General features: G+C 74.7%; 16 protein-coding genes. 12 read left to right on the top strand and 4 right to left on the bottom strand.

Annotated elements, in window-relative coordinates; translation table 11 throughout:
- The first annotated feature begins 60 nt into the window (after positions 1 to 60).
- Positions 61 to 2541, top strand: coding sequence for a malto-oligosyltrehalose synthase (treY, locus tag DMA15_RS29395; protein ID WP_125515744.1), 2481 nt, complete (start codon positions 61 to 63; stop codon positions 2539 to 2541).
- 196 nt (positions 2542 to 2737) lie between these two features.
- Positions 2738 to 4018, top strand: a complete 1281-nt coding sequence (locus DMA15_RS29390; protein ID WP_240660287.1) for a M14 family zinc carboxypeptidase — start codon at positions 2738 to 2740, stop codon at positions 4016 to 4018.
- Positions 4019 to 4065: 47 nt separating this feature from the next.
- Here DMA15_RS29390 and DMA15_RS29385 read toward each other — a convergent pair whose 3' ends face one another.
- A complete protein-coding gene (locus DMA15_RS29385; RefSeq protein WP_125515742.1) occupies positions 4066 to 4617 on the bottom strand; it encodes a DUF1707 and FHA domain-containing protein in 552 nt (183 codons plus the stop codon).
- Positions 4618 to 4760: 143 nt separating this feature from the next.
- On the opposite strand from DMA15_RS29385, the gene treZ reads away from it, so the two are divergent.
- Together treZ and DMA15_RS29375 are read left to right on the top strand one after the other, a co-directional pair.
- On the top strand, positions 4761 to 6506 hold the full coding sequence (gene treZ, locus DMA15_RS29380; RefSeq protein ID WP_125515741.1) for a malto-oligosyltrehalose trehalohydrolase: 1746 nt from the start codon (positions 4761 to 4763) through the stop codon (positions 6504 to 6506).
- Positions 6507 to 6570: 64 nt separating this feature from the next.
- Positions 6571 to 7584 carry an aldo/keto reductase gene (locus tag DMA15_RS29375; protein ID WP_125515740.1) on the top strand — a complete coding sequence of 338 codons (1014 nt, stop codon included), beginning with the start codon at positions 6571 to 6573 and terminating at the stop codon, positions 7582 to 7584.
- A 23-nt stretch (positions 7585 to 7607) separates the two neighbouring features.
- On the opposite strand, the gene DMA15_RS29370 is transcribed toward DMA15_RS29375, so the two are convergent.
- Together DMA15_RS29370 and DMA15_RS29365 are read right to left on the bottom strand one after the other, a co-directional pair.
- The gene (locus DMA15_RS29370) at positions 7608 to 8204 is read right to left on the bottom strand and encodes a PDZ domain-containing protein (protein WP_346428928.1); all 597 of its coding nucleotides are present in this window, start codon (positions 8202 to 8204) and stop codon (positions 7608 to 7610) included.
- 166 nt (positions 8205 to 8370) lie between these two features.
- On the bottom strand, positions 8371 to 9240 hold the full coding sequence (locus DMA15_RS29365) for a LysR family transcriptional regulator (protein ID WP_125515738.1): 870 nt from the start codon (positions 9238 to 9240) through the stop codon (positions 8371 to 8373).
- A 95-nt stretch (positions 9241 to 9335) separates the two neighbouring features.
- Between DMA15_RS29365 and DMA15_RS29360 the strand changes: the two genes are divergently transcribed.
- Complete coding sequence (locus tag DMA15_RS29360) at positions 9336 to 10097, top strand: hypothetical protein (protein ID WP_240659998.1); 762 nt, start codon at positions 9336 to 9338, stop codon at positions 10095 to 10097.
- Between the two features lie 52 nt (positions 10098 to 10149).
- On the opposite strand, the gene cyc2 is transcribed toward DMA15_RS29360, so the two are convergent.
- Positions 10150 to 12315 (bottom strand): germacradienol/geosmin synthase Cyc2, encoded by a 2166-nt coding sequence (gene cyc2, locus DMA15_RS29355; RefSeq protein ID WP_125515737.1) that lies wholly within the window; start codon positions 12313 to 12315, stop codon positions 10150 to 10152.
- 212 nt (positions 12316 to 12527) lie between these two features.
- Here cyc2 and DMA15_RS29350 point away from each other — a divergent pair, with 212 nt between their 5' ends.
- Genes DMA15_RS29350 through DMA15_RS29320 form a run of 7 tightly spaced genes read left to right on the top strand, consistent with a single transcriptional unit; the run spans position 12528 to position 26337 of the window.
- Complete coding sequence (locus DMA15_RS29350; protein ID WP_125515736.1) at positions 12528 to 12998, top strand: hypothetical protein; 471 nt, start codon at positions 12528 to 12530, stop codon at positions 12996 to 12998.
- Between the two features lie 52 nt (positions 12999 to 13050).
- A complete protein-coding gene (locus DMA15_RS29345) occupies positions 13051 to 15435 on the top strand; it encodes a hypothetical protein (RefSeq protein ID WP_125515735.1) in 2385 nt (794 codons plus the stop codon).
- Positions 15432 to 21320 (top strand): CHAT domain-containing protein, encoded by a 5889-nt coding sequence (locus DMA15_RS38060; RefSeq protein ID WP_125515734.1) that lies wholly within the window; start codon positions 15432 to 15434, stop codon positions 21318 to 21320. The genes DMA15_RS29345 and DMA15_RS38060 overlap by 4 nt, the downstream gene beginning before the upstream one ends.
- Positions 21317 to 21697: a hypothetical protein gene (locus DMA15_RS29335; RefSeq protein WP_125515733.1), complete on the top strand. Its 381-nt coding sequence runs from the start codon at positions 21317 to 21319 to the stop codon at positions 21695 to 21697. The genes DMA15_RS38060 and DMA15_RS29335 overlap by 4 nt, the downstream gene beginning before the upstream one ends.
- Complete coding sequence (gene grpE, locus DMA15_RS29330; RefSeq protein WP_125515732.1) at positions 21690 to 22121, top strand: nucleotide exchange factor GrpE; 432 nt, start codon at positions 21690 to 21692, stop codon at positions 22119 to 22121. Before DMA15_RS29335 ends, grpE begins: the two co-directional genes overlap by 8 nt.
- Complete coding sequence (locus DMA15_RS29325; protein WP_125515731.1) at positions 22118 to 24259, top strand: Hsp70 family protein; 2142 nt, start codon at positions 22118 to 22120, stop codon at positions 24257 to 24259. The genes grpE and DMA15_RS29325 overlap by 4 nt, the downstream gene beginning before the upstream one ends.
- Complete coding sequence (locus DMA15_RS29320; protein WP_125515730.1) at positions 24256 to 26337, top strand: Hsp70 family protein; 2082 nt, start codon at positions 24256 to 24258, stop codon at positions 26335 to 26337. Before DMA15_RS29325 ends, DMA15_RS29320 begins: the two co-directional genes overlap by 4 nt.
- The last annotated feature ends 56 nt before the right edge of the window (positions 26338 to 26393 follow it).

Raw genomic sequence — 26393 nt, 5'->3', positions numbered from 1 at the left:
TCGTGCGGAGACGCATGAGCCGATGACACGAAAGCCGCCGGGACGGGTACGTACCTTCGCATGACGTCAGAGCGCTCCAGGCCCGCGGTGCCTCCTTCGCCGACCGCCACGTACCGGCTCCAGTTGCAGCCGGAGTTCCCCTTCGCCGCCGCCGAGGCCGCGGTACCCCACCTCGCCTCGCTCGGTGTCTCGCATCTGCATCTGTCGCCGGTCCTCCAGGCGGTCCCCGGGTCGACGCACGGCTACGACGTCGTCGACCACGCGCGCGTGCGGGACGAACTCGGCGGGGAGGACGGGCTGCGGTCCCTTGCCCGCACCGCCCACGAGGCCGGGCTCGGCCTGATCGTGGACATCGTGCCGAACCACATGGCGGCGGTGCCGCGCCACAACCACGCGCTCTGGGAGGTGCTGCGCGAGGGGCCCCGTTCGCCGTACGCCCGCTGGTTCGACATCGACTGGGAGGCGGGCGGCGGACGCGTCCTGCTGCCCTTCCTGGGGGCGCGGCTCGGGGACGAGCTGACGGCGCTGCGGGTCGACGGGGACGTCCTGCGCTACCACGAACACGCGTTCCCCATCCGCGAGGGCACGGAAGGGCTGCCGCTGCCCGAGCTTCTGGACGCCCAGTGGTACCGCCTGTCCTGGTGGAGACTTGCCCGTACGGACCTCAACTACCGGCGTTTCTTCACCATCTCGGATCTCATCGGCGTGCGCGTCGAGGAGCCGGAGGTCTTCGACGCGACCCACGGGAAGATCCTCCAGCTGCTCCGCGAAGGCGTCGTCGACGGGCTGCGGATCGATCACCCCGACGGGCTCGCGGACCCGGGGGCCTACCTCCAGAAGTTGCACGAGGCGACCGGCGGGCGCTGGACGGTCGTCGAGAAGATCCTCGGCGACGGCGAGCACCTGCCCGCCGCCTGGCCGGTCGCCGGCACCACCGGCTACGACGCGCTGCGCCATCTCGACGGCGTCCTCACCGACCCGGCGGGCACGGGGGAACTCCTCGGCCAGTACCGCCGCTTCGCCGCGCCGCCCACCGACCGGGGCGGTGAGTGGGCCGCGACGGTGCGCCGCGCCGCGTACCGGGTCATCACGCACGAGCTGGCCGCCGAGGTCGACCGTCTCACGCGCGCGGCCGCCGCGATCTGCGCGGCCGACCCCACCCTGCGGGACCACGCCCCGTGGGCGCTGCGCACGGCCCTGCGGGAACTGCTCGTGCGGCTTCCCGTCTACCGGCCTTACGTGTCCGGGGGCGCCGCCCCCGAGACGGTCCTGACCGCGGCGGCCGCCGCGGAGGCCAGGGCCGCCTTCAGCGTGCCCGAGGAGGCCCGGACGGTCGATGTCGTACGGGATCTGGTCCTTGGCAGGGCCGGGGCGGTGGACGGGAGCCGGGGGGCCGCGGTGGCGGCGTTCCGCGCGCGGTTCGCGCAGACCGCGTCCGCGCTGCGCGCCAAGGCCGTGGAGGACACCGCGTTCTACCGGCACGCGCCGCTCCTGTCGGCGGCGGAGGTGGGCGGGGCGCCCGAGCGACCCGCGGTCTCCGTGGAGGAGTTCCACGCGTACTGCGCGCGCGTGCAGCGCGACTGGCCCTATACGGGCACGGTCCTGACGACCCATGACACCAAGCGCAGCGCCGACGTGCGCGCGGCCATCTCCGTCCTGGCGCAGTGCCCGGACCGCTGGGCCGCCCTTCTCGCCGAGGTGACGGAGCGGACCGCGCGCGAGGGGGGCGTCCGCGCGCCCGACCCCCAGCTGGCGTGGGCCGCCTGGCAGACGGCGGTCGGCTTCGGCGTCCCGGACGACACACGGCTGCGGGACGCGCTCCTGAAGCATGTGCGGGAGGCGGGGCTGCACACCAGTTGGACCGAGCCCGACGAGGCGTACGAGAAGGCCGTGGGGGCCTTTGTGGAGGCGGGGCCGTGCGGGGCGCCGCAGTCCGCCGTCGCGGCCCTCGCGCGGGAGCTGGCACCCCATGTGCGGGTGAACGTCCTGGGGGCGGCGCTCCTGCATCTGACGATGCCCGGGGTGCCCGACCTCTATCAGGGGACGGAGGGTGAGTACCGCGCGCTGGTCGACCCGGACAACCGGACGCCCGCGCGCTTTCGGCCAAAGGCCCTGGAGCGGCTCGACGCGCGGCCGGAGCGCGCTGACCTCTCGGAGGAGAAGCTGGCGCTCACCGCGGCGGCGCTGCGGCTGCGCGGGCGGCGCCCGGAGCTGTTCGGGGACGCGGGGACCTACGAACCCCTGACGGCCGAGGGCCCCGGCGCCGCGCACTGCGTGGCGTTCGCTCGCTCCGGCGAGGTGGTGGTCGCGGTGACGCGGCTGTCCCTGCGGCTGGCGGAGGAAGGTGGCTGGCGAGAGACGGAACTTCCGCTTCCGGCAGGGCGATGGACGGATCTGCTGACCCCCGGCCGGGAGTTCGAGGGCCACGCGCGCGTGGCGGACCTTTTCACGGCCTCGCCGGTGACGCTCCTGGAGCGGATCGCCGACTCTGGAGGAGATTCGGCCCCGGAGAGCATAGGGGGAGAGGCCGACGGGCTCTGAGGGGCCGCGCCTTGAGCCTGGCGCCGGGTGCCAGGGGGACGGGCGGAGGGTGTACTGCGCGGCCCGCGGCCGACCCCGTCCCCCGGTCGGCTCCGGGAGCGCGTGGTTTTCGTACGGGCGTACGGGTGTGGGGGGCGCACGGATGCCCCCGGCGTCCGTTTCCTTGACACCTGCCCGGGGGCGTGGCGTACTGCGGATTGCGGCGGTGGCGGACCAGGCGGGGGTGAGTCAACTGGCGGTGCAGCGCTATCCCACTGTCCCGGAACTCATCACCTCCGCACGGCAATTGGCCGCCCACCGTCCCGAACTGAGCACCCTGCGCCAGATCGGCGCCTCGCGCGCGGGGCGGCCCCTGCACCTGCTGTCCGTGGGGCACGCCTCCCGTGCGGTCCTCGTCGTCGCGGGCGCCCACGCCAACGAGCCGATCGGCGGCTCGACCCTGCTGCACCTCGCCGAGCGGGCCCTGCGCGATCCCCGACTGCGCGCCGACACCTCCTGGCACTTCCTGCTCTGCGCCGACCCGGACGGCGCGAGCCTGCACCGCACGCCCGCCCCGCGCACGCTCCTCGACTACCACCGGCACTTCTTCCGCCCCGCGGGCCCGGAGCAGCCCGAGTGGTCGCCCTCCGTGCTGCCCCCTCACCGGCTGCCGCCCGAGACACGCGCCCTGACCGCCGTCATCGACGAACTGCGGCCCTACTTGCAGGTGTCCCTGCACTGCACCGATCTGGGCGGCAGCTGGGTGCAGCTGACCGAGGACATCCCCGGGCTCGCGGAGCCGTTCGCCAAGTCGGCGGCGGAGCTGCACATTCCGGTGGAGACGGGGGCGTCGGACGCCGCGGGCTGGCCGGTCTCGGGGCCGGGCGTCCACGTACTGCCCGCGGCCGGGGCACAGGCCGCCTACCCGAGCCTCCCCGAGGACGCCCGGCTCACCACCTGGCACCACGCCCACCGGTACGGCGGCCGCACCGCGATCGTCGAGGTGCCGATGTGGGCGAGCGACCTCGTCGACGACCCGGCGGCGCACCCGGCACCGGGACCGGCCATGCGGGCGTTCGCGCGGCGGCTGCGCAGGGACGGGCGGCTCGTCGAGGAGGTCCTGGCGGAGGCGCTGCCCCGGCTGCCCGGCGAGGAGGGGCCGCTGCTGCGGGCGGCGCGCTGGGCGCTCGCGCTGGTGCCCGGCCTCGCCGACGACTGGGCCAGGCTGCCGCCCGCGAGCACCACCGTGGCGTACATCGGCAGCGTCGACGCGTTCGGGCGGCGCCTGCCGCTGCGGGCGGCGGCGATGCTGCTGCGGGTCCTGACCGAGGCGGACGACCGGGCGGCGCCACGCCTCGACCGGCTGGTGACCCGGTGGAGCGAGGCCCTCGCCGAGCGGTTCGGGGCGCGCTGGGTGCCACTGGAGCACCAGATCGAACACCAGTCACGCACGACGGTGGCCGCCGCACGCCACGCTCGCGCGTGCGGAGGTGAGTGAAGTGAGTGGTGGGGCCCGCGACCGCCCCGGACGCGCCGGGCCGTGGCTCAGCTCACGGCGAGGCGGAAGGCCATCCGGCCGAAGCTGACCAGGTCGCCGTCCTGGACGAGGGCGGAGCCGGTCACCCGGCGGCCGTTCACCGACGTGCCGTTGGTGGAGCCGAGGTCGCGCAGTACCCAGACGCCGCCCTGCCGGCGCAGCTCGGCGTGTACGCGCGAGACCGTGTCGTGGCTGAGCCGCAGGCCGTTGGCCGGGTCGCGGCCGATCCGCAGCGGATAGGGGCTGTCGGGCGAGGGCAGCAGAAGCTTCGGCAGGCGCTCGGCCTGCCAGGCCCTGCGCAGCTTCATCGTGAACCCGGAGACCGCTTCCACGCTGCCGAGCACCATGCGCGACCAGCGGCCCTCGGTCCGCAGATCGGCGGTGAGGGCGGCGAGTTCGTCGGGCCTGCGGGCGGCGAGGACCAGTTCCATGCGCCGCAGGAAGGTGTCGTGCGAGAGCCTGCCGACGGCCGCGCCCTCCTTGAGTGCGTCCAGCGCCCGGTCGCGCTCGGCGTCCGTCACCCGCGCGGGGTATGTGGAGAACTCGAAAGAGGATGTCACCTGGGGATTGTCGGGCAAGCTCGCCCCGGGTGTCCAGAATGGGCCGGGGCGGCGGCCGATCGATCTCTTCCGCCCCCCAACAGAGCACTTCTGACGCACCATGGGACGCAGGTGTGACGGACAGCGGACGAGGGGGCACGTCGGTGAGGTTCGAAGTGTGGGCGCCGCAGGCCGAGCGGGTCGCTCTGGAGTGCGCGGGCGCCACGCGCGCGATGGAGCGCGACGCCGGTCGGGCGGGCTGGTGGACCGCGGAGGCGGAGGCCGAGGACGGCACGCGCTACGGCTTCTCGGTGGACGGCGGTCCCGTTCTGCCCGACCCCCGCTCGCGGCGCCAGCCGGACGGCCCCGACGGCCTGAGCGCGGTCGTCGACCACGACCGGTACGCGTGGCGGACGCCCTGGGCGGGGCGCGGCGTGCGGGAGGCGGTCCTGTACGAGCTGCACGTGGGGACGTACACGCGCGAGGGCACGCTCGACGCGGCGGCGGACCGGCTGCGCCACCTCGCGGACCTCGGCGTCACCCATGTGGAGCTGATGCCGCTGTGCCCCTTCCCGGGGCGGCACGGCTGGGGGTACGAGGGGGTGTCCCTGTGGGCCGTGCACGAGCCGTACGGCGGCCCCGAGGCGCTGAAGCGATTTGTCGACGCGGCACACGGGCTCGGCCTCGGCGTGGTCCTCGACGTCGTCCACAACCACCTGGGCCCCTCCGGCAACTACCTGCCCGCCTTCGGCCCGTACTTCACCGAGACGCACCACACGCCCTGGGGCGCCGCCGTCAACCTGGACGCGCCCGGCTCGGACGAGGTGCGCGCGTATCTGGTCGGCAGCGCGCTCGCCTGGCTGCGCGACTACCGGCTCGACGGGCTGCGCCTCGACGCCGTGCACGCGCTGCGGGACACGCGCGCGTGCCACTTCCTGGAAGAGCTGTCCGCGGCCGTCGACTCCCTCTCCGACGACCTCGGCAGGCCGCTCTCCCTGATCGGCGAGTCCGACCTGGGTGACCCCCGCGTCGTCACGCCGCGCGCGAGAGGCGGCCTCGGCCTGCACGCGCAGTGGAACGACGACTTCCATCACGCGCTGCACACCGCGCTCACGGGCGAGGCGCAGGGGTACTACGAGGACTTCGCGCGGGCCCCGCTGGCCGCCCTCGGCAAGACGATGACGCGCGGCTTCTTCCACGACGGCACGTACTCGACGTTCCGCGGCCGCGCCCACGGCCGCCCCGTGGACCGCGCCCGGACCCCCGCCCACCGCTTCCTCGGCTACGCGCAGACCCACGACCAGATCGGCAACCGCGCGCAGGGGGACCGGCTCTCCGCCTCCCTCTCCCCCGGCCTGCTCGCCTGCGCGGCCGCGCTCACGCTCATGGGCCCGTTCACGCCGATGCTCTTCATGGGCGAGGAGTGGGGGGCCACGACGCCCTGGCAGTTCTTCACCGACCACACCGATCCCGAGCTGGCAGAGGCCGTGCGCCGGGGCAGGCGGCGGGAGTTCGCTGCGCACGGCTGGGCGGAGGAGGACATTCCCGATCCGCAGGACCCGGCCGCCCGCGAGCGGTCCTGCCTCGACTGGTCGCAGCCGGAGACCGGCCACCACGCGCGCGTGCTCGCCTGGCACCGCGAGCTGATCTCCCTGCGGCGCGCCCGCGCCGACCTGATGGACCCCGACCTGGCGGCGGTGCGGGTCGCCTTCGACGAGCGGGCGCGCTGGTTCGCGTTCCGCCGCGGGGATTTGAAGATCGCCGTGAACCTCGCCGGGGAGGCAGCCGCCGTCCCGCTGGGGCACAACCACGCGCGCGTGCTCGCCGCCTGGGAGCCGGTCGAGCCGCCGGGCGCGGACGGCCTGCTGCGGCTGCCCGCCGAGTCGTGTGCCGTCCTGGGCCCCGCGTGAGCGCCTTCCTTCCTTGTCGGACGGAGCGCCTATCTTGGGGTGCCTACTCAGGGGAGGGCAGGCCATGAAGCAGCGATTCCTCGGCCGGACCGGGCTGCGCGTCAGCGAGCTGTGCTTCGGCGCGATGATGTTCGGCAGCGGCGCGGACGAGACGACGTCCCACCGCATGCTGGACGCGTTCACGGAGGCGGGCGGCACGTTCGTCGACACGGCCGACATGTACGGGCGTGGCGTGTCGGAAGAGGTCCTTGGCCGCTGGCTCAAGGGCCGCCGCAGGGACGAACTCGTCATCGCCACCAAGGTGTTCAGCACGATGGGCGAATCCCCGAACGCGGGCGGCCTGAGCCGCAAGCACATCCTGTCGGCCGTGGACGCGAGCCTGCGCCGCCTGGGCACCGACTACATCGACCTGTACCAGACCCACGTATGGGACGCGACGACGCCGATCGAGGAGACCCTGTCCACGCTGGACACCCTCGTGAAGGCGGGCAAGGTGCGCTATCTCGGGGCGAGCAACCACTCCCCGGCCCAGCTGCAGAAGGCCCTTGACGTGGCACGGGCCCGATGCTGGGAGCCGTACTCCTGTCTCCAGCCGCTCTACAACCTCCTGGCGCGCGAGAGCGAGTGGGAGCTGCTGCCGCTCAGCGCGGCGGAGGGCGTGGGCGTCATTCCGTACAGCCCCTTGCAGGGCGGCTGGCTCTCGGGCAAGTTCCGGCGCTCCATGGCCGCGCCTCCGGAGGGCGCGCGGGGTTCGGGCGCCTGGCGGGAGCGGAACACGGAGGAGACGTGGCGGGTCGTCGACGCGCTCCTGGAGGTCGCCGACGAAGCCGGCCGCACGCCGTCCCAGGTGGCGCTGCGGTGGCTCCTCCAGCGGCCCGGGGTGACCGCGCCGATCGTGGGGGCCAGGTCGGTGGAGCAGCTGGCGGACAATCTCGGCTGCGTGGACTGGGAGTTGACGTCTGAGCAGCAGGAGCGGCTGACGTCGGCGAGTGCGCGGCCGCTGCCGTATCCGTACGACGTCCTCGCCTACTACCCGGGGCGCGAGCCGCGCAGTGGGCCCCGCACGGACTTCGGCTGACGCCTGCGGTCAGGGGTCAGGGGTCAGGTCACGATGCCCGGCCTCACCGCGAGCGTCTGGCGGGCGCCGTTCTTGTGGCGGACCGTCAGCGTCACTTGCGTGCCCGGGGGCGCGGCGGCGACCGCCGACGCCAGGGCGGCCGCCGAGCCGACGCGGGTTCCGCCGAACGCGAGCAGGGTGTCGCCGTGCACCAGGCCCGCGCTGTGGCCGGGGCCCGGGAGGTGCACGCCGACGAGCAGGGCGCCCGCGCCGCCGGGGGCGTCCACGGCCTCGACACCGAGGGTGGAGGTCCTGGCGGGCTTCGCGGCGGAGGCGGGCCCGGCTTGCGGGGACTTGGGCGGCGCGGGCTTCGGCGGTCCGGGCTTGGGCGCCTCGGACTTCGGCGGGGCGGACTTCGGCGGCGCGGACTTCAGCGCGGGCTTGGACGCTTCGGGCTTCGGTGCCTCGGACTCAGGGCCCCCGGCGGTCGGCCGGGGCGCGCCCGTCGGGGACGCGGCCTCCCCTGTCCCGGCGAGCCCGCTCACGTCGAGGACGGTGGCGCCCACGGCTCCGACGCCGATGCCGATACCCGCAAGGACCAGGAGCACCGCGAGGAGCAGTCCGGACAGCACGGCCGGCACTCGCCTGCCTCGGCGCCGCACGGCGTATGGCCGACGGTCCTTCTCGGGGTGGTCGCCTGGGCCGTGGCCGGGGCTCCGGCCTGGCATCGGCTTGGGACGCAACGCGGTCTGTTCCATGGCTCGCCTCCGGCCACAGCCCTACCCGGCGCGCCCCTGCGGCGATGCCTCACGAACGGGTGACGTCCAGGTGTGCCGCCAGCGCCGCGGCGGCCCCGCGCAGGGTGCCCGCGTGGAGCAGCTCCGTGCGGTGGACGACGCGGGGCGCGGTCAGCGGCACGGCGACCGTGCCGGGCACCCCGGCGGCGGCCGAGCGCGGCAGCAGGGTCAGGCCGTGGCCCGCGGCGGCGAGCGCGGCGAGGGTACGCAGGTCCGTGCCGTCGTAGCGCAGCGCGGGCCGGAAGCCCGATGTGCCGTTCGCGGCGCGGAGTTGGGCCAGCGGCAGGCCGGTGCCGGGGGCGTCGATCCAGCGGGCGTGCACGAGGTCGCCGAGGCGCAGTCCGGTGCGGCGGGCCAGCGGGTGGCCTTCGGGGAGCAGGACGGCGACGGGCTCCTGGCCGGTGCCCCGCGCGGTGAGGGGTGCCACGTCGGGCAGGCGCAGCGGGTCGTTCGGCGCGGCGAGGCCGTCGACGAGGCCGAGGTCGACGGCGCCGGTCGCGACGGCAGCGGGGATCTCGTCGCGGGGCAGCACGGAGAGGGTGACGCCCGCCGGGGGCAGCGCCTCGGCCGTACGCCGGGTCAGGGCGGTCGGCGTGGCGGCCAGCGTCAGGCCGTGCTCGGGGGCGCTCGCCATGCGCACGACCTCGGCGCGGGCCGCGTCGAGGCGCAGCAGCAGCGGACCCGCGTGTTCCAGGAGGCGTGCGCCGGCCGGGGTGGGGGCCACGGGGCGGCGGGTCAGCAGGGCGGAACCGAGGTCCTGTTCCAGGGCGGCGATGTGCTGGGAGACGGCGGACTGGGTGTAGCCGAGTGCGCGCGCGGCCTCGGAGAAGGAGGCGAGGCGGGCCACCGTCACGTACGTACGCAGGAGATGCGGATCCATGCGGCCAAGGATCGCGCACCCCATCAGGATCGCTTATGGAGGATGCAGATTTCATCGTTGGACGTGAACGACAGGTCGCGCCCAGGATGATCGGCATGACGACCGACACAGCCATGACCGGCGCCGAAGCGGGCCGCCACGCGCACCACTCCCCCACGGCCCGGGTCGCGTTGATCGGCGAACGCTCGCCGAACGTGACCTCCCACAACCGGATGCCGCTGCTCCTGGACGCCCTCGCCGCCCACGACCGCCTCGTCCTCGACGCGTACTGGGTCGCGACCGACGACGCCGAGGACCCGGACGCCGTACGCGGTTTCGACGCGGTGTGGGTCCTGCCCGGCAGCCCCTACCGCAGCGAGGCGGGCGCGCTGACCGCCATCCGCACGGCGCGCGAGGAGGGCATCCCCTTCCTCGGCACCTGCGGCGGCTTCCAGCACACGCTTCTGGAGTACGCGCGCCACGTGTGCGGCCTTTCCGATGTCGCGCACGCCGAGAACGACCCCGGCGCCGACGACCTGCTCATCGAGCCGCTCGCCTGCTCGCTGGTCGGGCACGAGGGCACGGTGACGCTCGCCCCCGGCTCGCTCGCCGAGTCCCTGCTCGGCGCCGACCGGTCCGTCGAGCGCTACCACTGCTCCTACGGCCCGGGCCCCCACCTCGACACGCTGCGCGCGCACGGCCTGCGCTTCACGGGCGAGGACGAGGAGGGCCGGGTCCGCATCGCCGAACTCCCCGGCCACCCCTTCTTCCTGGCCACCCTCTTCCAGCCCGAGCTGTTCGGCGACGGCTCGCGCCCGCACCCGGTCATCCGGGGTCTGGCACGGGCCGCCGTGCGGCACGCGCGCGTGCCCGCCTAGTCGGCCCGGGCGGTACGCGCGCGGCCTGCCCGGTCGTCTCGCCGGGCAGCGGTCAGCGCAGCCCGGCGATCGAGGGGACCCGGGGCGCGCGGTCCGGCAGGAAGCCGTGCGCCCTGCGGGCCAGGTCCTCGGCGCCGTAGCGACGGCAGCCCGCGTGCCAGTTGAGGATGCCCGCCAGCCAGTTCTGCAGCTCGGTGACATAGCCGTCCATGACGGCGCGGGCCTCGGCCGAGAGCCCGAAGTCCTCGTACAGAACGGGGAATTCGTGCTCGGCGACATGCTGGAACTGGCGCATGCGCTGTGTCATCAGGTCGTGGATGACCTTCAGCCCGGTCGGGTAGTCGCAGCCGAAGAAGTTCTGCACGACCAGGATGCCGTTGTGGACCTCGCCCTCGTACTCGATCTCCTTCTGGTACGAGAAGACGTCGTTGAGAAGCATCGCGTAGTCCATCGCGGCGTTCTCCAGGGAGCGGACGGGGCCGCTGCGGTAGACCTCCGGTGGCACGGCGGGGCCGTGGCCCATCCGACACAGACTCATGGTGAGTTCGGAGCCGAAGGTGGCCCGGCGCATCTCCAGGTAGTCGACCGGGTCGGGGATACGATTCTGTAGCTGGTTGGCCAGCTCCCACAGCCAGCTCTCCGTCATGACCACCACGGTGTGCCGCGTGGTGCGCCGCTGCTCCGGGGTCATGTCCCGGGTGGTGCGCGCCCACAGGTCGGCGAGGCCGCGCTCCATCCCGTTCACGGGCACGGTCAGCGGCTCGCCCTCGATCGGCATGCACCCGGCGAGGCGCTCCGTGCAGAGCCTCGCGGCGGCGAAGTCGCGGCGGTGGCCGAAGACCAGGGGGTAGTAGTCGTCGCCGTAGGTGCCCCAGGCCAGCCACTGCGAGCTGAGGTCGAGCGCTTCCGCCGAGCCGTCCGGGCCGATTCCGGCGGCGCAGAGCGGAAGGTCGTACGCGTCGAGCTTGTCCTCGTCCCAGACGCCCTCCTCCAGGATGCCCATCGCGTGCGACCAGGCGGTGAGCCTCGGGCGCGCGGCGTCCAGGTGCGGGTTGAGCCGCAGGGGGAACGGCATCTCGAAGTCCGGGAGGATCGAGGGGCCCACCTTCTGGAACGGGATGTGCGTGAAGGCGCGCAGCCGCTCCGCCCCGGCGGACGCGAGCAGCGCGCCCACGTCGGCGGCGGAGGTGCCGATTCCGGTGGGTCCGGCGAGCGGTGAGGTGGCCAGCGCGCCCTCGTTCATGTACCTGCTGGAGCGCAGGTGCCATTCGTGGCCGCCGGACTGCCAGTCCTGAAGGCCCCGGGTGTACGCGGCGACCGCCGCGACCTCGGCCGGGGTGAGCCCCTTCTCCAGGGCGAGGGCGGGTACTTCGGTGACCGCCGTGTGTTCGAACTGGTGCAGGCGCGAGGTCAGGACGTCGTTGACGATGTCGGCGGCCTGCTGGGTCGTACAGCCGAAGAAGGTCTCCAGGACCAGCACGCCGTTGCTCAGCTCGCCCTCGTCCTGGACCTCCCGCTGGTACGAGAAGAGGTCGTTGCGCAGGTGGACGCCGTCGGAGAACGTCTCCATCAGCACGCGCAGCGGCCTGGACCCGGCGACGGCCGCGGGCACTTCGGCGGTCGCGTACTCGATGAGGCCCGCCGACCAGGGGGCGCCGCCGACCTTGCGGCGCATCTCGATGTACTCGACGGGGTTGGCGACCCGTCCTTCGTTGATGTTCGACAGCTCCCACAGCGACTCGTTCAGGAGGTGCTCGGTGGACTCGGCGAAGCGGCGGCGCCAGTCCGCGGACATCGCGGGGACCGTGCGGGCCCACAGGTCGGCGAGGCCCGCCTCGACCGGGTTCCGCGGCTCGGGTACGGGGGTCGAGAGGTCCATCGGCATGAAGAGGGGGAGCCGGTCCAGGTGGGCCTTTCCGGCCGCCCGGTCCTGCGTGCGTTTGTACATGTCCAGGAAGTGGTCGTCGAAGAAGAACACCCACACGTACCAGTCGGTGATCAGCGAAAGGGCGGGGCCGTCACAGTCGGGGTGGGTGTACGCGCACAGCAGGCCGTAGTCGTGCGCGTCGAGGTCGCTCTGCTCCCAGATTCCGGAGCCTTCCAGCATCCCCATGTCGCGCGCCCACCGGGAGGAGTGCGCGCGCGCCTCCTCCAGGTGGGGGTTGAGCCGCGCGGCATACGGCATGTAGAAGTGCGGCAGTTCGAAAGGCTGCGTCATGGCCCGGCCCTACCCGTGGCTCTCCCCCGGCATCCGGACGGCGGCACATGATCGCACCATCGCGTGAATCGGGGGCGTACGGGGGCGCGGAGAGGGCGCACGGGGGTAGGGGGTGGCGGCCTTGATGCGCCGCGCTGAATCACCGGTTTCCCCACGTACGCACGGCTCACGCCTCTAGGCTGCGGTCCACGTCCCCGGAAGGAATCACCTCCATGACCGATGCGCCGCCGCGAGCGGAGCTGCTCCTGGACCGCGACGTCCCCGAAGACCTCGGCCGGGAGCTGGTCGCCGCGTTCGACCGGCTCGGCGCCCCGCCGGTCCGGGTCCGCCGCACCCTCGTCCACCGCGGGGCGGCCGACATCCCTTGGATCGTGCTGGCCTCCCTGCCGTTGCAGGCGTTCCTCAGCGGCCTCGGGGCGGAGGCGGTCAAGGACGCGTACGCCGCGTTCAAGGGGGTCGTACGCAGGACCGCGCGCCCGGCGTCGGCCACGGACGGCGGGGCCCGGCCGCTGGTGCTCCAGGATCCCGCGGGCGGGCTGAGCATCGTGCTGGAACCGGACCTTCCCGCCGAGGCCTACGAGTCGCTCGTCGCGCTGGACCTGGCCAAGTTCACGGTGGGGCCGCTGCACTACGACCGCGCCCAGGGCCGCTGGCGCTCGGTCCTTGACGAGGCCGCCGGCTGACGCGCCGGCCGGAGGACGCGGCGGGCCGCTCGCCGCGGATCGGGGGCTGACTGTGACTGCGCAGACCGCAGACACCACGGACACGACGGACACGACAGCCACAGAGCTGCTCGGTGCCGAACAGGCGTGCGCCGATGGGGAGTCGGCACTGAAGCGCGGCGAGCACGCGAGGGCGGAAGAGCACTTCCGGAAGGCGTTGTCGCTGGCGGGGGAGGGGGATGGCCGGGGTGGGGCGGGCGGGGGTGAAGAAAGCTTCGAGGGCGGCGGTACGGAGAACCGCGTCAGCCCCGCTGAACAGGGCGGCGACGGCAGCGGGGGAAGCCGCGCCGATGGGGACGGTGCCGGTGAGTCGCAGGGGGGCGTAGGGCTCCGGGGCCCCGGCGGGAAAGCGGTGCGGGTCGTGGCGCGGGCCCTTACCGGGGTGGGGCGGGTGCGGCTCGCCGCCGGGGAAGTCGCCGAGGCGGTCGCGGAGTTCGAGCGGGCGCGGAGGCTGCGGCCCACGGCCGCGGGGCCCCTGCACTGGCTGGGCTGCGCCGCGGCGCACCAGGGCGACCTCGCCGCGGCGGAGCGCCACCTCACCGCGGCCCTCGCCTGCCCGGCCCCGCACCCCCGCAGCCTGGTCCAACGGGCGTACGTCCACGCTCGCGCGGGCGCACCGGACGCCGCTCTCCGCGATCTGCGCGCCGCCTCCCGCATCGCGCCGCTGGACGACGAGGCCCACTGGGTCATGGCGGCGCTCTCCGGCCGCCCCGCGCGCGAGGTGGCGTTGCGGCTGCGCAGGGCCGCGCTCCGGGGGCTGATGGGCGTGCGGCGCGCCGCACGCACGGACTGCAACGGCAGCGACGACGCGGAGGAGAAGGCCGGGTGGGAGCGGGCCGGGGCGTTGGTCGACGCCGCTCGGACGCTCGACCGGGAGCCGGACGGCTTCGCCCCGCTGCACGCCGTGGTGCTCGTGCGCGGCGGTCGGCGCGCCGCCGCCGTGGAACTGCTCGGAGAGGCCGTACGAGACGACCCCGCCGATCACCGGGTCACCCATACCTTGGCCCTGGCCCTGCTCAACTCTCTGGGCGAGCCGAGCGGTTCGCACTGGGAGCGGTGCGTCGCCGCGTGGGCGGCCGTGCTGCACGACGCGGGGTTCTGGGAGCGGGCCCGGGCCACCGCCGCGCGGCGGTACGACGTGGCGGTGGAGGCGTCCCTCGTACCCGTGCTCCGGGCCGGTCTGCGCGAGGCGCTGGAGCGCCGCCTGCCCGACGACGCCGGTACGCGCGTAGCGCCCGGCGCCCTGCTCCAGCGCGAGGCCGACGCCGCGAAGCTGCTCGCCGCCGCGGGCGGTTTCCCGTCGGCCCAGGGCGGCGGGGCGCCGCTGGTCTGCGGGCCGCTGCGCATCGCCGAGCTGGGCAGGTCGGCGGAGTTCGGCGCGTTCGCGGCCGCGCAGGAGGCCCGGATGCTGCAAGCGGGCGCCGCGTTCGGCGCCGCGCGCCAGGGGCAGGCGTTCCCGGCCGACGGCGTCGCCTCGCAGAAAGCCGCCCATCCTGCCGAGGGTACGCAAGACGCCCTCGCCGCCCCGGCCTCCGGCACCCCACCCACGTACACCTCCCTCACCTACGCGTTCTCCGAACTCGGCTTCGCTCAGCTGATGTTGGGCATGGGCAAGCCCGCCGACGCCCTCGCCGCGCTCTCCGAGCTGCGCTGCCCCGGCTGCCGGGCGCGGGGCAGCGGGCCCGGTGCGGCGGCCGTGTGCGAGCCGGAGTGCGCGCGCTTCGACGAGCTGAACCCCGGGTACGCCGGGCTGCCGGACAAGCACCGCAGGCTCTCCCTCGACGCGCGCGGTCTCGCCCTGGAGGCGCGGCTCAGCATGGGACGCGTCGAACTCGTCGCGGACCGGCCCGACTTCGCGGCGGCGGCCGCCTACTGGCGGCGCGCCCTGGTCCACAGCCGCCAGCTCGACCGCTACCGCGAGACGCAGACCGCCATCGTCGACATGGCGCTCGGAGCGGCCCGCGCCGCACACCGCGAGGGGCGGTTGACGCGCGCGGTCTCCACCCTGGAGGCGACCCGCTCGGTGATCGGTGCCAATGAACGGGGACGCCTGGAGGGCCAGTTGGCCCGGGTCCTCGCCGACCGCGCCATCTCCGTGGCCAACGAGGAGGACGCGCTGCTCGACGAGCCCGCCGCCGACCTGCGCCGCTCCGTCGCGTTCAACCCGCACCTGCTGCGGGCACAGGTCAGCCTCGGCATCGTGCTGCGCCGCCTCGCGGGGGCCCGCTGGGCCTCGGGCAGCCTGTCCGGCGCGCGGGCCACCTTGCGCGAGGCGATCGACCAACTCACCGCCGCTCTCACGTACTTCCCCGACGATCCCGACCTGGAGGAGCAGCGGGAAGCCGCCGTGACCGATCTGAACCACGTCATGTGGCAGCCCGACGAGAGCGAGCAGTGACGGCCGTGCTCGCGTACGAGGAACTGCGCATCCGGGTCCGCCGCGTGGGCGGCGACCGCTATCTGGTGACCGCCAATGGCCCCGCGGCCGCCGCCGAGATCATCACGGTCGGCGAGGAGCCCGCGGTCCTCCGCGAGCAGTGGGACCGGCTGATCGCCGCGGAACTCTGCCTCGCCCCGATGGGCGATCAGCACACCGTGGCGCAGCTGCGGGAGCTGGGGCGCGGGGTGTTCCGCCTCCTGTTCGGCGGCGAGGGGGCGGAACCGGAGGAGGACGCGGGCGGCGAGGCGGGTGCGGGGGGTGACGACGAGGCCCGCGAGGGGGGCGAGGGCCGCGAGGAGATCGGCACTCGCGTCGGCGTCTGCGTCGACGCCGCGTTCGACCGCGCCCAGGGCATGTCCAGGCAGCGCGGGCTCCGGCTCCGCTTCGACCTGCCGCCCGAGCTGCGCGACCTTCCGCTGGAGTCGCTGTGCGGCCCGCCCGGCAGCCCCCAGCAGGCGTTCGCGCTCAACCACGCCTATTCGCTGGCGCGCTCACTGCCGGGCGGCCCCCTCGGACAGCGGCTGCCCGATCCGGCGGACGAGCCGAGCGTGATCCGGCTCCTGGTGGCCTGCGCGTCGCCCGGTGACCTCCCCCGGCTGCGGACCTCGGCGGAGGTGGCGGCGCTCCGCCACGATCTGCCCGACGTCGCCGTGAAGACCACCGTGTTGGAGCGTGCCTCGCGTGCGAACCTGGCGTCGGCGCTCGCCGCTGACCCCGAACTCCCCACGGCTGTCGTACTGATCGCGCACGGCGAGTACGACCAGGAGCTGGGCAAGGGCGTGGTATCCCTGGAGACGCGGAGCGGCGGCGTCGACCGGGTGCCCGCGGATGTGCTCAGCGGAATCCTGCTGAAGTCGCGGCGGCTGCGGCTGATCGCGCTCAACCTCTGTTTCAGCGCGGACAGTTCGCACCTCGAACCCTTCTCCGGGCTCGCGCAGGCGCTGATCGGCGGCGGCGTTCCGGCGGTGGTGGCGATGCGGGGGCTGGTCAGCGATGTGTCGGCGGGCGCGTTCAGCCCGGAGCTGCTGAAGGGCATCGCGGCCAACAAGACCGTCGACGAGTCGGTGGCCGCGGCGCGGCTGCGCATCTCCCACCAGCCCGAGCACACGGCGGTGGAGTGGGCGACGCCCACGCTCTTCCTGCACGAGGGGTGCCGCCAGGGCTGGCTCTTCAAGGCGCGTGAGGTGCGCGACAGGGCGGAACCGGACCCGCTGCGGCAGGGCGCGGACGCGCTGCGGACGTTCCAGAGCCCCTTCGGCCATGTCGCCTCGGACGTCCTCATCGGCGCGGCGCGCTTCCAGCGGGACCGCGGGCTCTGGGCGCAGGTGCAGCGGATCCTGCGGACCGAGGGCGAGAGTTACGCCGACGAGCAGCGGCGGCTGCGGACCGAGGCCGCCTTCGAACTGGCCTGGCACGAGGTCGAGAAGCTGTGCGCGCTGCTCGCCGAGGGACGGGACGCGTCGGCCGCCGCGGCGCAATGGGCGGTGGTGCGCCGGGAGTTGCCGGGGGCCGTACCGGGCTGCCTGGCGGGGGAAGTGGCCGAGCTGGAGCGTCTTGCCGCGCTCGTCGAGGAGGCGCGGACCGCCGAGGCGGCCGCGGACTGGGCGACCGCGATCAGCCGGTACGAGGACGTGCTCGCCGCGCGGCCCGGCGGGCTGCGGGATGTCGCCGAGCGCCTGGCGGCCGCGCGCGACGAGCTGCACGTGGCGCGGACCTGCGAGGCCGCCGAACGGGCGCGGCGGGCGGGCGACTGGGGGGCGGCCGCACGGGGGTACGCCGCCGTCCTCACCCTGCGCCCCGGCCACGACACGGCCTCGGCGTGGGCGGCGTATGTGGCCGGTCGTGCCGCCGAGGCGGCCGGGGACTGGTCGGCGGCGCAAACCGCGTACGGCGCGTGCGCGGGCCTGGAGGACGCGGCGGGGCGGGCCGCCTACGCGCGGGGCCGGGCGGCGGCGGGCGGCGGGGACTGGCCGGGCGCGCGGGAGGCGTTCGCTCAGGCGGGGGCCGAGCGGGGCGCCTGGTGCGCGTATGCCGAGGGGCGGGTGGCGGAGGCGGCTGGCGCGTGGGGCGCGGCGGTGACCGCTTACGGGGCGGCGGACGGCTTCCTCGACAGCGGGGTGCGGCTCCTGTACGCGCGGGGGCGGGACGCGGCGGACGCGGGCCGCCTCGTCGAAGCGGTCACCGACCTGTCGGCGGCGGCGACCGAGCGGGACGTGCTGGGCGGGCGGGGCCCGGTGGCGGTTCCGGAGCAGAACGGCGGTGGCCCGCGCCAGCAGCAAGGTCCGGCGGGGGCACCGGAGCAGGACGCCGGCGGTGCGGGGCAGCAGCTGGGCCCGCAGGGTCCGGTGGCCGTGCCGGAGCACGGCGGCTCGCACCAGCAGCCGGAGGCGCCGGGCCCCTCGGTGGTGCATGCGTACGGCGGTTGCGACGTGGAGCCGTACCTCGGCGAGCTGCGGCGGCAGGTGTACGAGGCCGCCCTCGCGGCGGTGGAGTCCGGTGACTGGGCGACCGCGTCGGCCCACTTGGCCCCGCTGCCCGCCGGGTACGCCGCCACGGAGACGCTCCGGCGCTATGTGGCGGGCCGGTCGGCGGCGGTCGCCGGTGACTGGGGCGCGGCGGTGGAGGCGTTCGGGGCGGTTGTCCGCGGTGGCCCTCAGGACGGGGTGCCCGCCGACGCGCCGCGCCTTCGTACGTACGCCGAGGGGCGCCTCTGCCAGGAGCAGGGCCGCTGGGCCCAGGCGCTCGCCCACTTCGCGGGGCTGCCGTCCGAGCTGGCGGACGTGCCGGACCGGGTGCTGTACTCCCGGGGGCGGGCCGCCGACGAGCGGGGCGAGTGGAGCGGCGTCATCGACGGGTTCGGGCGGCTGCCCGACGCGTACGCGGACGGCGAGGTCGGCGTCCGGCGCCTGTACGCGCGCGCCCGTGTGGCCGCCGATTCGCGCGCCGACTGGACCGCGGTGCTCAGCCTGCTCACCGGCGTGCCGGACGAGGCCCGCGAGGGCGCGGTGGGCGCCCTCCGCCGCAAGGCCGAGGGCCGTCGGGCGGAGGAGGCGGGTAACTGGCGCGGGGCCTGCGAGATCTACGCCCGGGCGTTCCCTCCGCCGCCGAGCGGCCAGGCAGCGAGCCCCGCCCCCGGCGCCCCGCTGGACGAACCCACCCACCTCCACCTCTACGCCCTCGCCCGCACCCACGAACTGGACGGACGGTGGCAGGACGCGCTCGGCGTCTACGACGCGCTGGACGGCCACTGGGCCGACGTCACCGCGCGGCGGCGCTACGCGCGCGCCCGGATCGCCGAGGAGGGCGCCGAGGGGAGCGCCGCGTGGCGGCACGTCGTCGAGGCGTACGAGGAGCTGGAGCGGGAGGAGGCGCACGGCGTCGACGCCGCCGCGCGCGGGCGGTACGCGCGCGTGCGGCTCGCCGAGGCCGAAGGGGACTGGGCCCGCGCCGCCGCCGAGGCCGGCGCCCTGGGGGCGCACCGGGACGCCCCCGCCGTCGCCGCCTACGCGCGCGGACGCCTCGCCGACGCGCACCAGGAGTGGCAGCGGGCCGCCGACGCCTTCCGGCAGTGCCCGGGGCACCGGGACGCCGACGCCCATCTGGCCTACGCCGAGGGGAGGTTGCTGGAGGCGGCGGGCAAGTGGAGCGCGGCCGTCGAGGCGTACGGGCGGGCCCGGGGCGTCCTGGACCGGGCCGACGTGCGCTGCCGCAGGATGCGGCGGCTGGTCGGGCTGCTCCCCTGGGCGGACGGGCTGACCAGCACTCCCCTGGTCGCCGACCCCTTCGCCGTACAGGACCGGGCCTTTCCGTATCTCGCGCTCCGGGACGCGGGCGTGGACCCCGGCGCCTCCATGGACGTGGTGAAGAACGCGTCGTACGCGCTGCTCGAGCGCGGTTCCCTGTCGTGGCACGAGCGTGTCGCGCTGGAGCGGCTGCGCCTGCCCGCCCGGCGGTTGCAGCTGGACGCCCTGCTCTACCGCTGGCACTCCCCCGAAGCCCTGCGCGACGCGCTCGCCGGGCTCTCGCCGGACGAGGGGCCCGGCCTCCTGGACACCCTGTGCGAGCGCTTCCCGCGGGACGCCCCGCTGCTCCTGCTCCTCGCGCGGGACCGCGAGGCCGCCGCGGCCGAGTGGGAGCGGCGCCTCAGGGAGGCGCCCGGTGACATGGCCGTGGTGCACGGACTGGCCGCGGCGCGGCTGTGGCAGGCGCAGGAGCTCGAACAGAGCGGCGCCTGGGAACACGCGGTGGGCGCCTGGGAGGCGGCGCTCGCGTACTGGGCGACGCTGCTGAGCGACGACGAGTACTGGGACGGCTGGCGTGCCGAGCGCGCCGTCTGCTACGAACGCGACCTCACCCACGACGACATGGCGTCGCTGCGCTGGGAGCTGAGCCAGCACCTCTTCGGCCAGCTGTCGGCCTACGAGCAGCGGCACACCGAGCAGGACCGCCCCCAACAGGCCGCCGCCTACCAGGCGTTGGCGGGCCTCCTGGAGTCCGAGCTGGGCGGCGCGCGGGTCCTGAAGGACGTGGGCGGCCTGCCGTCTGTGCCGGGCGCGGGCGCCACGCTGGCCTGCGGTCCGCGCTATCTGCGGCTGCTGCGGCTCCAGGCGCCGCTCGGTGATCTCGTGGCGAGCCTGGACGCGGCGGCCCAGCGGGGCGAGGACCCCGGTGAGTACGCGGTGCGCGAGCTGCGCTGGGCGTTCTCCGAGCTGGCGCGGAGCTTCGCCCTGTGCGAGGTGCGCAAGTTCGGGCACGCCCTGCGCGCCCTGCCGGTCCTGCGCACGCTGAGCACCCTGCCGGACGACTGCGCGGGGCCCGCGTCGGAGGCCGGGCACACGGAGGGGTGCGGCCACTGCCAGGACTTCCTGCGCCGCAACCCCGCCTACGTACGTCTGCCGCGCCGGCACGCCCGCCTCCTCCAGGACGGCGTCGAACTGGCCGTGCACGTACGGCTCGCGCTCGCCAGGGCCGCCCTGACGCGCGGCGACGGCGGACTCGACGAGGCCCTTGAGCACTGGCGGGAGCTGGTGCGGGTGTCCCGGGACGCGGGGATGCAGGCCCGCTCGAAGAAGGCCGTGATCCGCACGGTCCTCGGCCGCGTCGAGGCCCTCACCGACGAGGAGGGCGCCCAGCTCGGCCCCTGCCTCGACGAGGCCGTCAGGCTCGTCGAGTCGGCCACCGCCGCCCTGCACCCCCTCGACCGCGACCTGCTCGGCCAGTTGAACGGCAAGCTCTCGGCGCTGCTCTCCCTGCGCGGGGTGTGGCGCGGCTACACCCGCACCAAGCACGGGATGCGCTGCGACGTGTACGGCGCCGAGGCCGACCTGCGCCGCGCCCTCGCCCTCAACCCGGAGTCGAGCCACGCCCGCGACAACCTCGCGCGGGCCCTGGTCTTCACCCTCGACGAGCGGACGTACGAGGTGCCGGCCCGTCTGGAACTCCTCCACGAGGCGCTCGACCTCCTGGACGTGGGCCTCGGACAGGCCCTGACGCACCGCTACCGCGAGACGCTGGGCGAGGCCCTCGACGAGATGGAGAAGCTGCTCACCCGGCATCTCGGCGTCGGCGGCATGGGCGATCTGATCCGCAGCGACGGCCAGGAGACCCCGCCCGACGTCGACGATCTGCCCTCCTGGGCGGCGGAGTTGACCGACAAGGCGGAGCGGGCCCTGCGCGGCGGGGAGATCCTGTGGGCGCTGCACCATCTGATCCGCGCCACCCGCGCGGATCCCACCGACAGCCGGATCCGGCGGGCGCTCCTCGACGCGGTGCGCCGCTGGCTCACCGAACTGAGCCCCGCGGACGGGGCCACCGAGAACGAAGCAGGAGGCAGTGTCGCGTGATCAAGGACCCCGACGCGAGCTGGGAGGGCCCCTTCCCCTACGACGCGCTCGCCCCGGCCGGTGTGACCCCCTGGACGACCCACGCCGAGATGCGGGACGTCTCCTTCGAGCTGCTCGCCCGGCATCTGATGACGCCGGTCACCCAGCAGGCGTGGGACGAGCTGCGCGGCGTACGCCGCAGGATGCTCGTCGACCTGCTCCTGTACGACGTGGACCCCGACGCCGAACTGCCCCTGGCAGCCGACGAGATCGACCGAAGGCTGGCCGCCGAGACCGCGTCCCAGGAGCAGCACGTCCCGAGCGATGAGCAGCCCGAGCGCCCGCTCCCGGAGGCCACCGCGCGCCTCCTGGACGATCTGATCCGCTTCGATGTCTGACCCGACGGCCCGGCTCGCCTACGAGCACGCCCGCGATCTGGCCGCCCGCGACGCGGCCCATCAGGCGCTCACCGAACGGCTGCTGCTGCGCTGCGCCGACGTACTCGACTCCTTCGACCGGCTCCTGGCGGACGGCGCGGCGAGCGATGTGGAGGCGTACCGAAGGAGTCTCGCGCTGATCGCCGGGCAGTTGGAGGCGGCGCTGACCGAGGAGGGGCTCGAACCTCTCGGGCGGGTCGGCGAGCGGGCCGAACCGGCGACGCACCAGGTGACCGAGGTGCGCGCCGCGCCGCCCGGCAGCGCCGACGACGAGGTCCTTGAGATCCTGCAGCGCGGGTATCGATACCGGGGGCAAGTGCTGCGCGCCGCCCGGGTTGTGGTCGCCGCGGACGGCGGCACGGAGCAAGGGACGGAGCGGGAATGAAGGCCATCGGCATCGACCTCGGCACCACCAACAGCGCGGTCGCCGCCCACGATCCGCACCGCGCGGACATCGCGGTGCTCACCAACAGCAAGGGCGAGCGGCTCACCCCGTCGGTCGTCGGCGTCAAGAGCCGCGACGGCAAGGACCAGCCGCTGGTCGGCGAGGACGCGCTGAACTGGGCGGTCAGGCAGCCCAAGGAGACCATCGTCTCCGTGAAGCGCCTGATGGGCCGGGACTTCGCCGACGCGTCGGTGGCGCAGGCCCGCGACCGGATGAGCTACGAGATCGTCGCGGGGCCCGACGAGGACCCGCGGGCGCACGTGGTGCTCGGCGGCCGGGCCCGCACGCCCGCCGAGATCTCCAGCGTGATCCTGGACAAGCTGGTGCGGGACGCCTCGCGCACCCTCGGCGAGCCGGTGACGCACGCCGTGATCACCGTGCCCGCCTACTTCCGGGACGCGCAGCGCGCCGCGACACGCGAGGCCGCCGAGAAGGCGGGCCTGGTGGTGAAGAAGATCGTGGACGAGCCGACGGCGGCCGCGGTCGCCTTCGGCCTGCACAAGCCCGGCGGGGCGCGCAGCCGGGTCCTCGTCTACGACCTCGGCGGCGGCACGTTCGACATCTCCGTCCTGAACGCGGTCAAGGACCAGGAGGGCAGGAGCCAGTTCCAGGTGCTGCGCTCGGCGGGCGACATCTGGCTGGGCGGCGACGACTTCGACCTCGCGATCGTGGAGCGCATCATCACGTGGATGCGCGAGGAGCACCACGTGGACCCCTCCGGCGACAAGGCGTTCCTCTTCCACGCGAAGAAGGCCGCCGAGCGCGCCAAGCGGGAGCTGAACGACCTGGAGGACACGTACATCGTGATCCCCGCCGCGTACAAGGGCGAGAACGGCGTGCTCGACGTCGAGATGCAGCTGACGCGCGGCGAGTTCAACGCGATGATCGCGCCGCTGGTGGGCCGCACGATGTCGCTGGTCCAGGAGACCCTGGCGCGCTACGAACTCTCCTCCGACGACATCTCGGACGTGCTCCTGGTGGGCGGCGGCACGCTCACCCGGCCCGTGTACGAGGCGGTCGAGGGGTTCTTCGGCGCGGACAAGGTCCGCAGGAACATCAACCCGATGGAGTGCGTCGCCTTCGGCGCGGGCGTCCTCGCCGAGACGCTGCACGGCGTGGAGTGCTCGGACCCGCAGTGCGCGAAGGTCAACGAGTACGGGGCGAGCGCCTGCGCGGCCTGCGGCCGGAGCCTGGCCGACGGGCGCTCCAAGGGCGACACGGGCCTGTACGAGTCGACGCCGATGGCGATGGGCATCGCCGCGATCAAGGGCAGCCAGCGTGACGTGTTCGTCGAGATCATCGAGGCGGGCTCGCCGTACCCGCTCTCCGAGCCGCGCCAGCGCACCTTCCACGCGACGGACAGCCGCCGCATCCGGGTGCCGGTCTACGAGGGCGACAGCAAGGTGGCGAGCGAGAACCACGAACAGGGGGTGGTGGAGTTCGAACTGCCGCAGGAGATCGAGATCAACCGCCAGGTGGACGTCTCCTTCAACTACTCGGCCGACCGCATCATCACCGTGAAGATCAGCGTGCGCGGCACGGACATGGTCCTTGAGGCCACCCCGAACCGGGAGAAGCCGCGCACCCCGCCGCCCGAGCCGGTGGACGAGCTGGACAGCGCGGTCCTGCGCGAGCAGCTCGCCTTCGCCGAGCGGGAGGCCGACCACTTCCTGAAGCGGTACGGGCCCTACATCGAGCCGGTGCAGGCGATGAAGGTGCGCCGCGACATCGAACAGGCGCAGCGGGCCGTCACGATGGGCGACAGCGGCGAGTACAAGCGCCTGACCGAACTGCTGATCGACGACATGTACCGCCAGTGCGGTCTGGCGAGCCAGTTCCGGCAGGCGGAGCTGGCCTCGGAGGGCGCCCCTCCGGAGACGGTCCGGCAGATCAACGAAGCGGTCGAGCACGTCAAGCAGGCCCACCGGCAGGGCAACGGCATCCAGACCGCCCAGCAGGCGCGCAACCTCGTCAACCTGGTGGCGGTCGCACAGTCCGAGCGTGCGGTGCCCGCGCTCCCCGACCGGCCGGACTACGAGGGCATCCTGCGGTTCGCCGAAGAGACGGCCGGCGGATGACGGAGCCGCGCCGGGACGGCCGCCCCGCGCCGGGGGCGGCCCCCGTCAGCCTCGGCATCGACTTCGGCGCCACGGGGCTGCGGGCGCTCTTCGCGCTGCCGGGCAGGCCGGGGCGGCGCCTGGAGCCGGGCGCCGACGACGAGCCGTCGCTCCTGTGCGAGCCCGCCGAGACGGGCGAGCTGCCGGTCACCTTCCCGAGCCTGAAGTCCCGCCTGGGCAGCGGGCGTCCGGTGTGGGTCGGGGGCGAGTCCCTGGAGGCCGACCAGGTCGTGGTGCGGCTGCTGCGGTCCGTGCGGGAGCGGGTGGAGGCGGCGGCGCCAGGGCGGGTGGCGCAGACCGTGATCAGCGTGCCCGCGCGGTTCGGCTCGGCGCAGCGGGCGGCGCTGCGGGACGCGGCACGCGAGGCGGGGCTCGATCCGGTGCGGCTCGTCAGCGACTCCATGGCCGCGGTGATCGGCCACATGACGGAGCGGGACAGCGGCACGTGCCTGGTCTACGGCATGGGGTACGACGGGTTCGAGCTGGGCCTTGTCCGCAGTGTGCGCGGGCATTTCCGCTCGCTGGGCTACGAGGGCGGCGCCACCTCGGGGGGACGGGCGTTCGACGCGGGTCTGCTGTCCTCGGCGGTGCGGCTGCTGCGCACGCACCGCGGCGCGTCCTCGGTCACCGGGATGGCCGCGACCGTGTGGCAGGGCCTTCGCGCGCGCGGGCAGGAGGCGCGGGAGGCGCTCGGGTCGCCGGGCGGTCCGGAGGCGGCGGTGCTCGCCCTGGAGGCCGCCGCGGGGCTCCCGATGTGGGTGCGGATCACCCGGCCCGACCTCGACGCGTACCTGGACCGGCATGTGCGGCGCACCCTCGACCGGGCGCGGACGCTGCTCGACCAGGCGGGGATGGGCTCGTCGGACGTGGACACGGTGCTGCTCGTGGGCGGCAACACCCGTATGGAGCAGGTGCGTTCGCGGGTCACCGGGCTCGGGGAGCGGAGCGTGCGGGCGCCGCAGGAGCTGCTGGCGCTCGGCGCGCTGAAGCACGCGGTGCGGCTGGCGGGCGGCGCGGCGTCCTCGGGGCCCTCGGCCCTGGAGGAGGGCCCGCTGGAACCGGCCGCGCCCACCCAGGACACCCTCTCCGACGGACCGCCGCTGACGGCGACGCTGGTGGAGGCGGAGGAGAAGGAGGCAGGGGACGCACGGGACGCGCGTCGCGTCCGTGACTCGGGTGCGGGGCGAGAGGGGAGAGTCGTACGAGAGGCGGGTGCTGTACGAGATCCGGGTGCCCTACGAGATCCGGGTGCCGTACGAGATCCGGGTGCCGTACGAGACGCGGGTGCCGCACCCGGCCCCCGGCCCGCACACACCGCCGTACGCGACCCCCGCGAGCCTGCCACCCGGCGCGGCGCGCCCGGGGAGCACGCGAACCACGGCGCCCGCGATGTGGAACAGGCGCGGCTGCTCGTCCGCCAGGGACGCCGGGGAGAGGCCACCGCCCTGCTGCGCGAGATCATCGCCGAGGCGCAGGAGCTGCTGGCCGACCTGGACCGCCCCTCCCCCGGGCCGGCCCCGACACCGGCCACACCGGCACCACCGCACCCGCACCCCCAGCCACAGCCGTCCACCCCGGAGCCCGCCCCCGCCCTCGACTACGCCTCCCAGCGGCAGCTGGCCCGCGCCCAGGCGTTCTTGTCGCTCGGCCGGTACGACCACGCCGTGCAGGCCGCGCACGTCGCCTGGCAGGACGCGGCGACCCGACCGGCCGGCGCCGACATGCTGGACGCGATGATCGACGTGCACTGCACGGCCGCGATGGCCGACATGTCACCGGAACACTTCGCCGCCGCCGAGCAGTGGCTGAAGTGCGCCTACAACCACGACCCGACGAACGTACGGGTGCGCGGTCTGCTCGCCGAGCGCACCTTCCGGCACGCCGTGGAACTGGACCGGCGCGGGAAACGGGATGAGGCCATTGAGGCCCTGGGGAAGTGTCTGACGTGGGACCCTGAACACACCGACGCCGAGGCGCTGTTGCGGCGGCTCAACCGTGACGGCAGGAACCGGCGTGGCAGGGGTGACGTCCTCGGGTAGAGGACCGCCGCGCCCCGCGCGTGCCGCCCCGCGAGTCGCCCGTGAGCCAGGGAGGG

It is taken from the genome of Streptomyces sp. WAC 01529 (assembly GCF_003945545.1).
GTDB lineage: Bacteria > Actinomycetota > Actinomycetes > Streptomycetales > Streptomycetaceae > Streptomyces > Streptomyces anatolicus.
Note: the sequence above shows the minus strand (reverse complement) of the source record. Positions and strands in the feature narration are given on the sequence as shown.

What these genes read in the sequence shown, in the direction of transcription:
- treY (WP_125515744.1), top strand. Translation starts at nt 61, where the DNA reads ATGACGTCAGAGCGCTCCAGGCCCGCGGTGCCTCCTTCGCCGACCGCC.
- DMA15_RS29375 (WP_125515740.1), top strand. Translation starts at nt 6,571, where the DNA reads ATGAAGCAGCGATTCCTCGGCCGGACCGGGCTGCGCGTCAGCGAGCTG.
- DMA15_RS29365 (WP_125515738.1), bottom strand. Translation starts at nt 9,240, where the DNA reads ATGGATCCGCATCTCCTGCGTACGTACGTGACGGTGGCCCGCCTCGCC.
- DMA15_RS29360 (WP_240659998.1), top strand. Translation starts at nt 9,336, where the DNA reads ATGACGACCGACACAGCCATGACCGGCGCCGAAGCGGGCCGCCACGCG.
- cyc2 (WP_125515737.1), bottom strand. Translation starts at nt 12,315, where the DNA reads ATGACGCAGCCTTTCGAACTGCCGCACTTCTACATGCCGTATGCCGCG.
- DMA15_RS29350 (WP_125515736.1), top strand. Translation starts at nt 12,528, where the DNA reads ATGACCGATGCGCCGCCGCGAGCGGAGCTGCTCCTGGACCGCGACGTC.
- grpE (WP_125515732.1), top strand. Translation starts at nt 21,690, where the DNA reads ATGTCTGACCCGACGGCCCGGCTCGCCTACGAGCACGCCCGCGATCTG.
- DMA15_RS29325 (WP_125515731.1), top strand. Translation starts at nt 22,118, where the DNA reads ATGAAGGCCATCGGCATCGACCTCGGCACCACCAACAGCGCGGTCGCC.
- DMA15_RS29320 (WP_125515730.1), top strand. Translation starts at nt 24,256, where the DNA reads ATGACGGAGCCGCGCCGGGACGGCCGCCCCGCGCCGGGGGCGGCCCCC.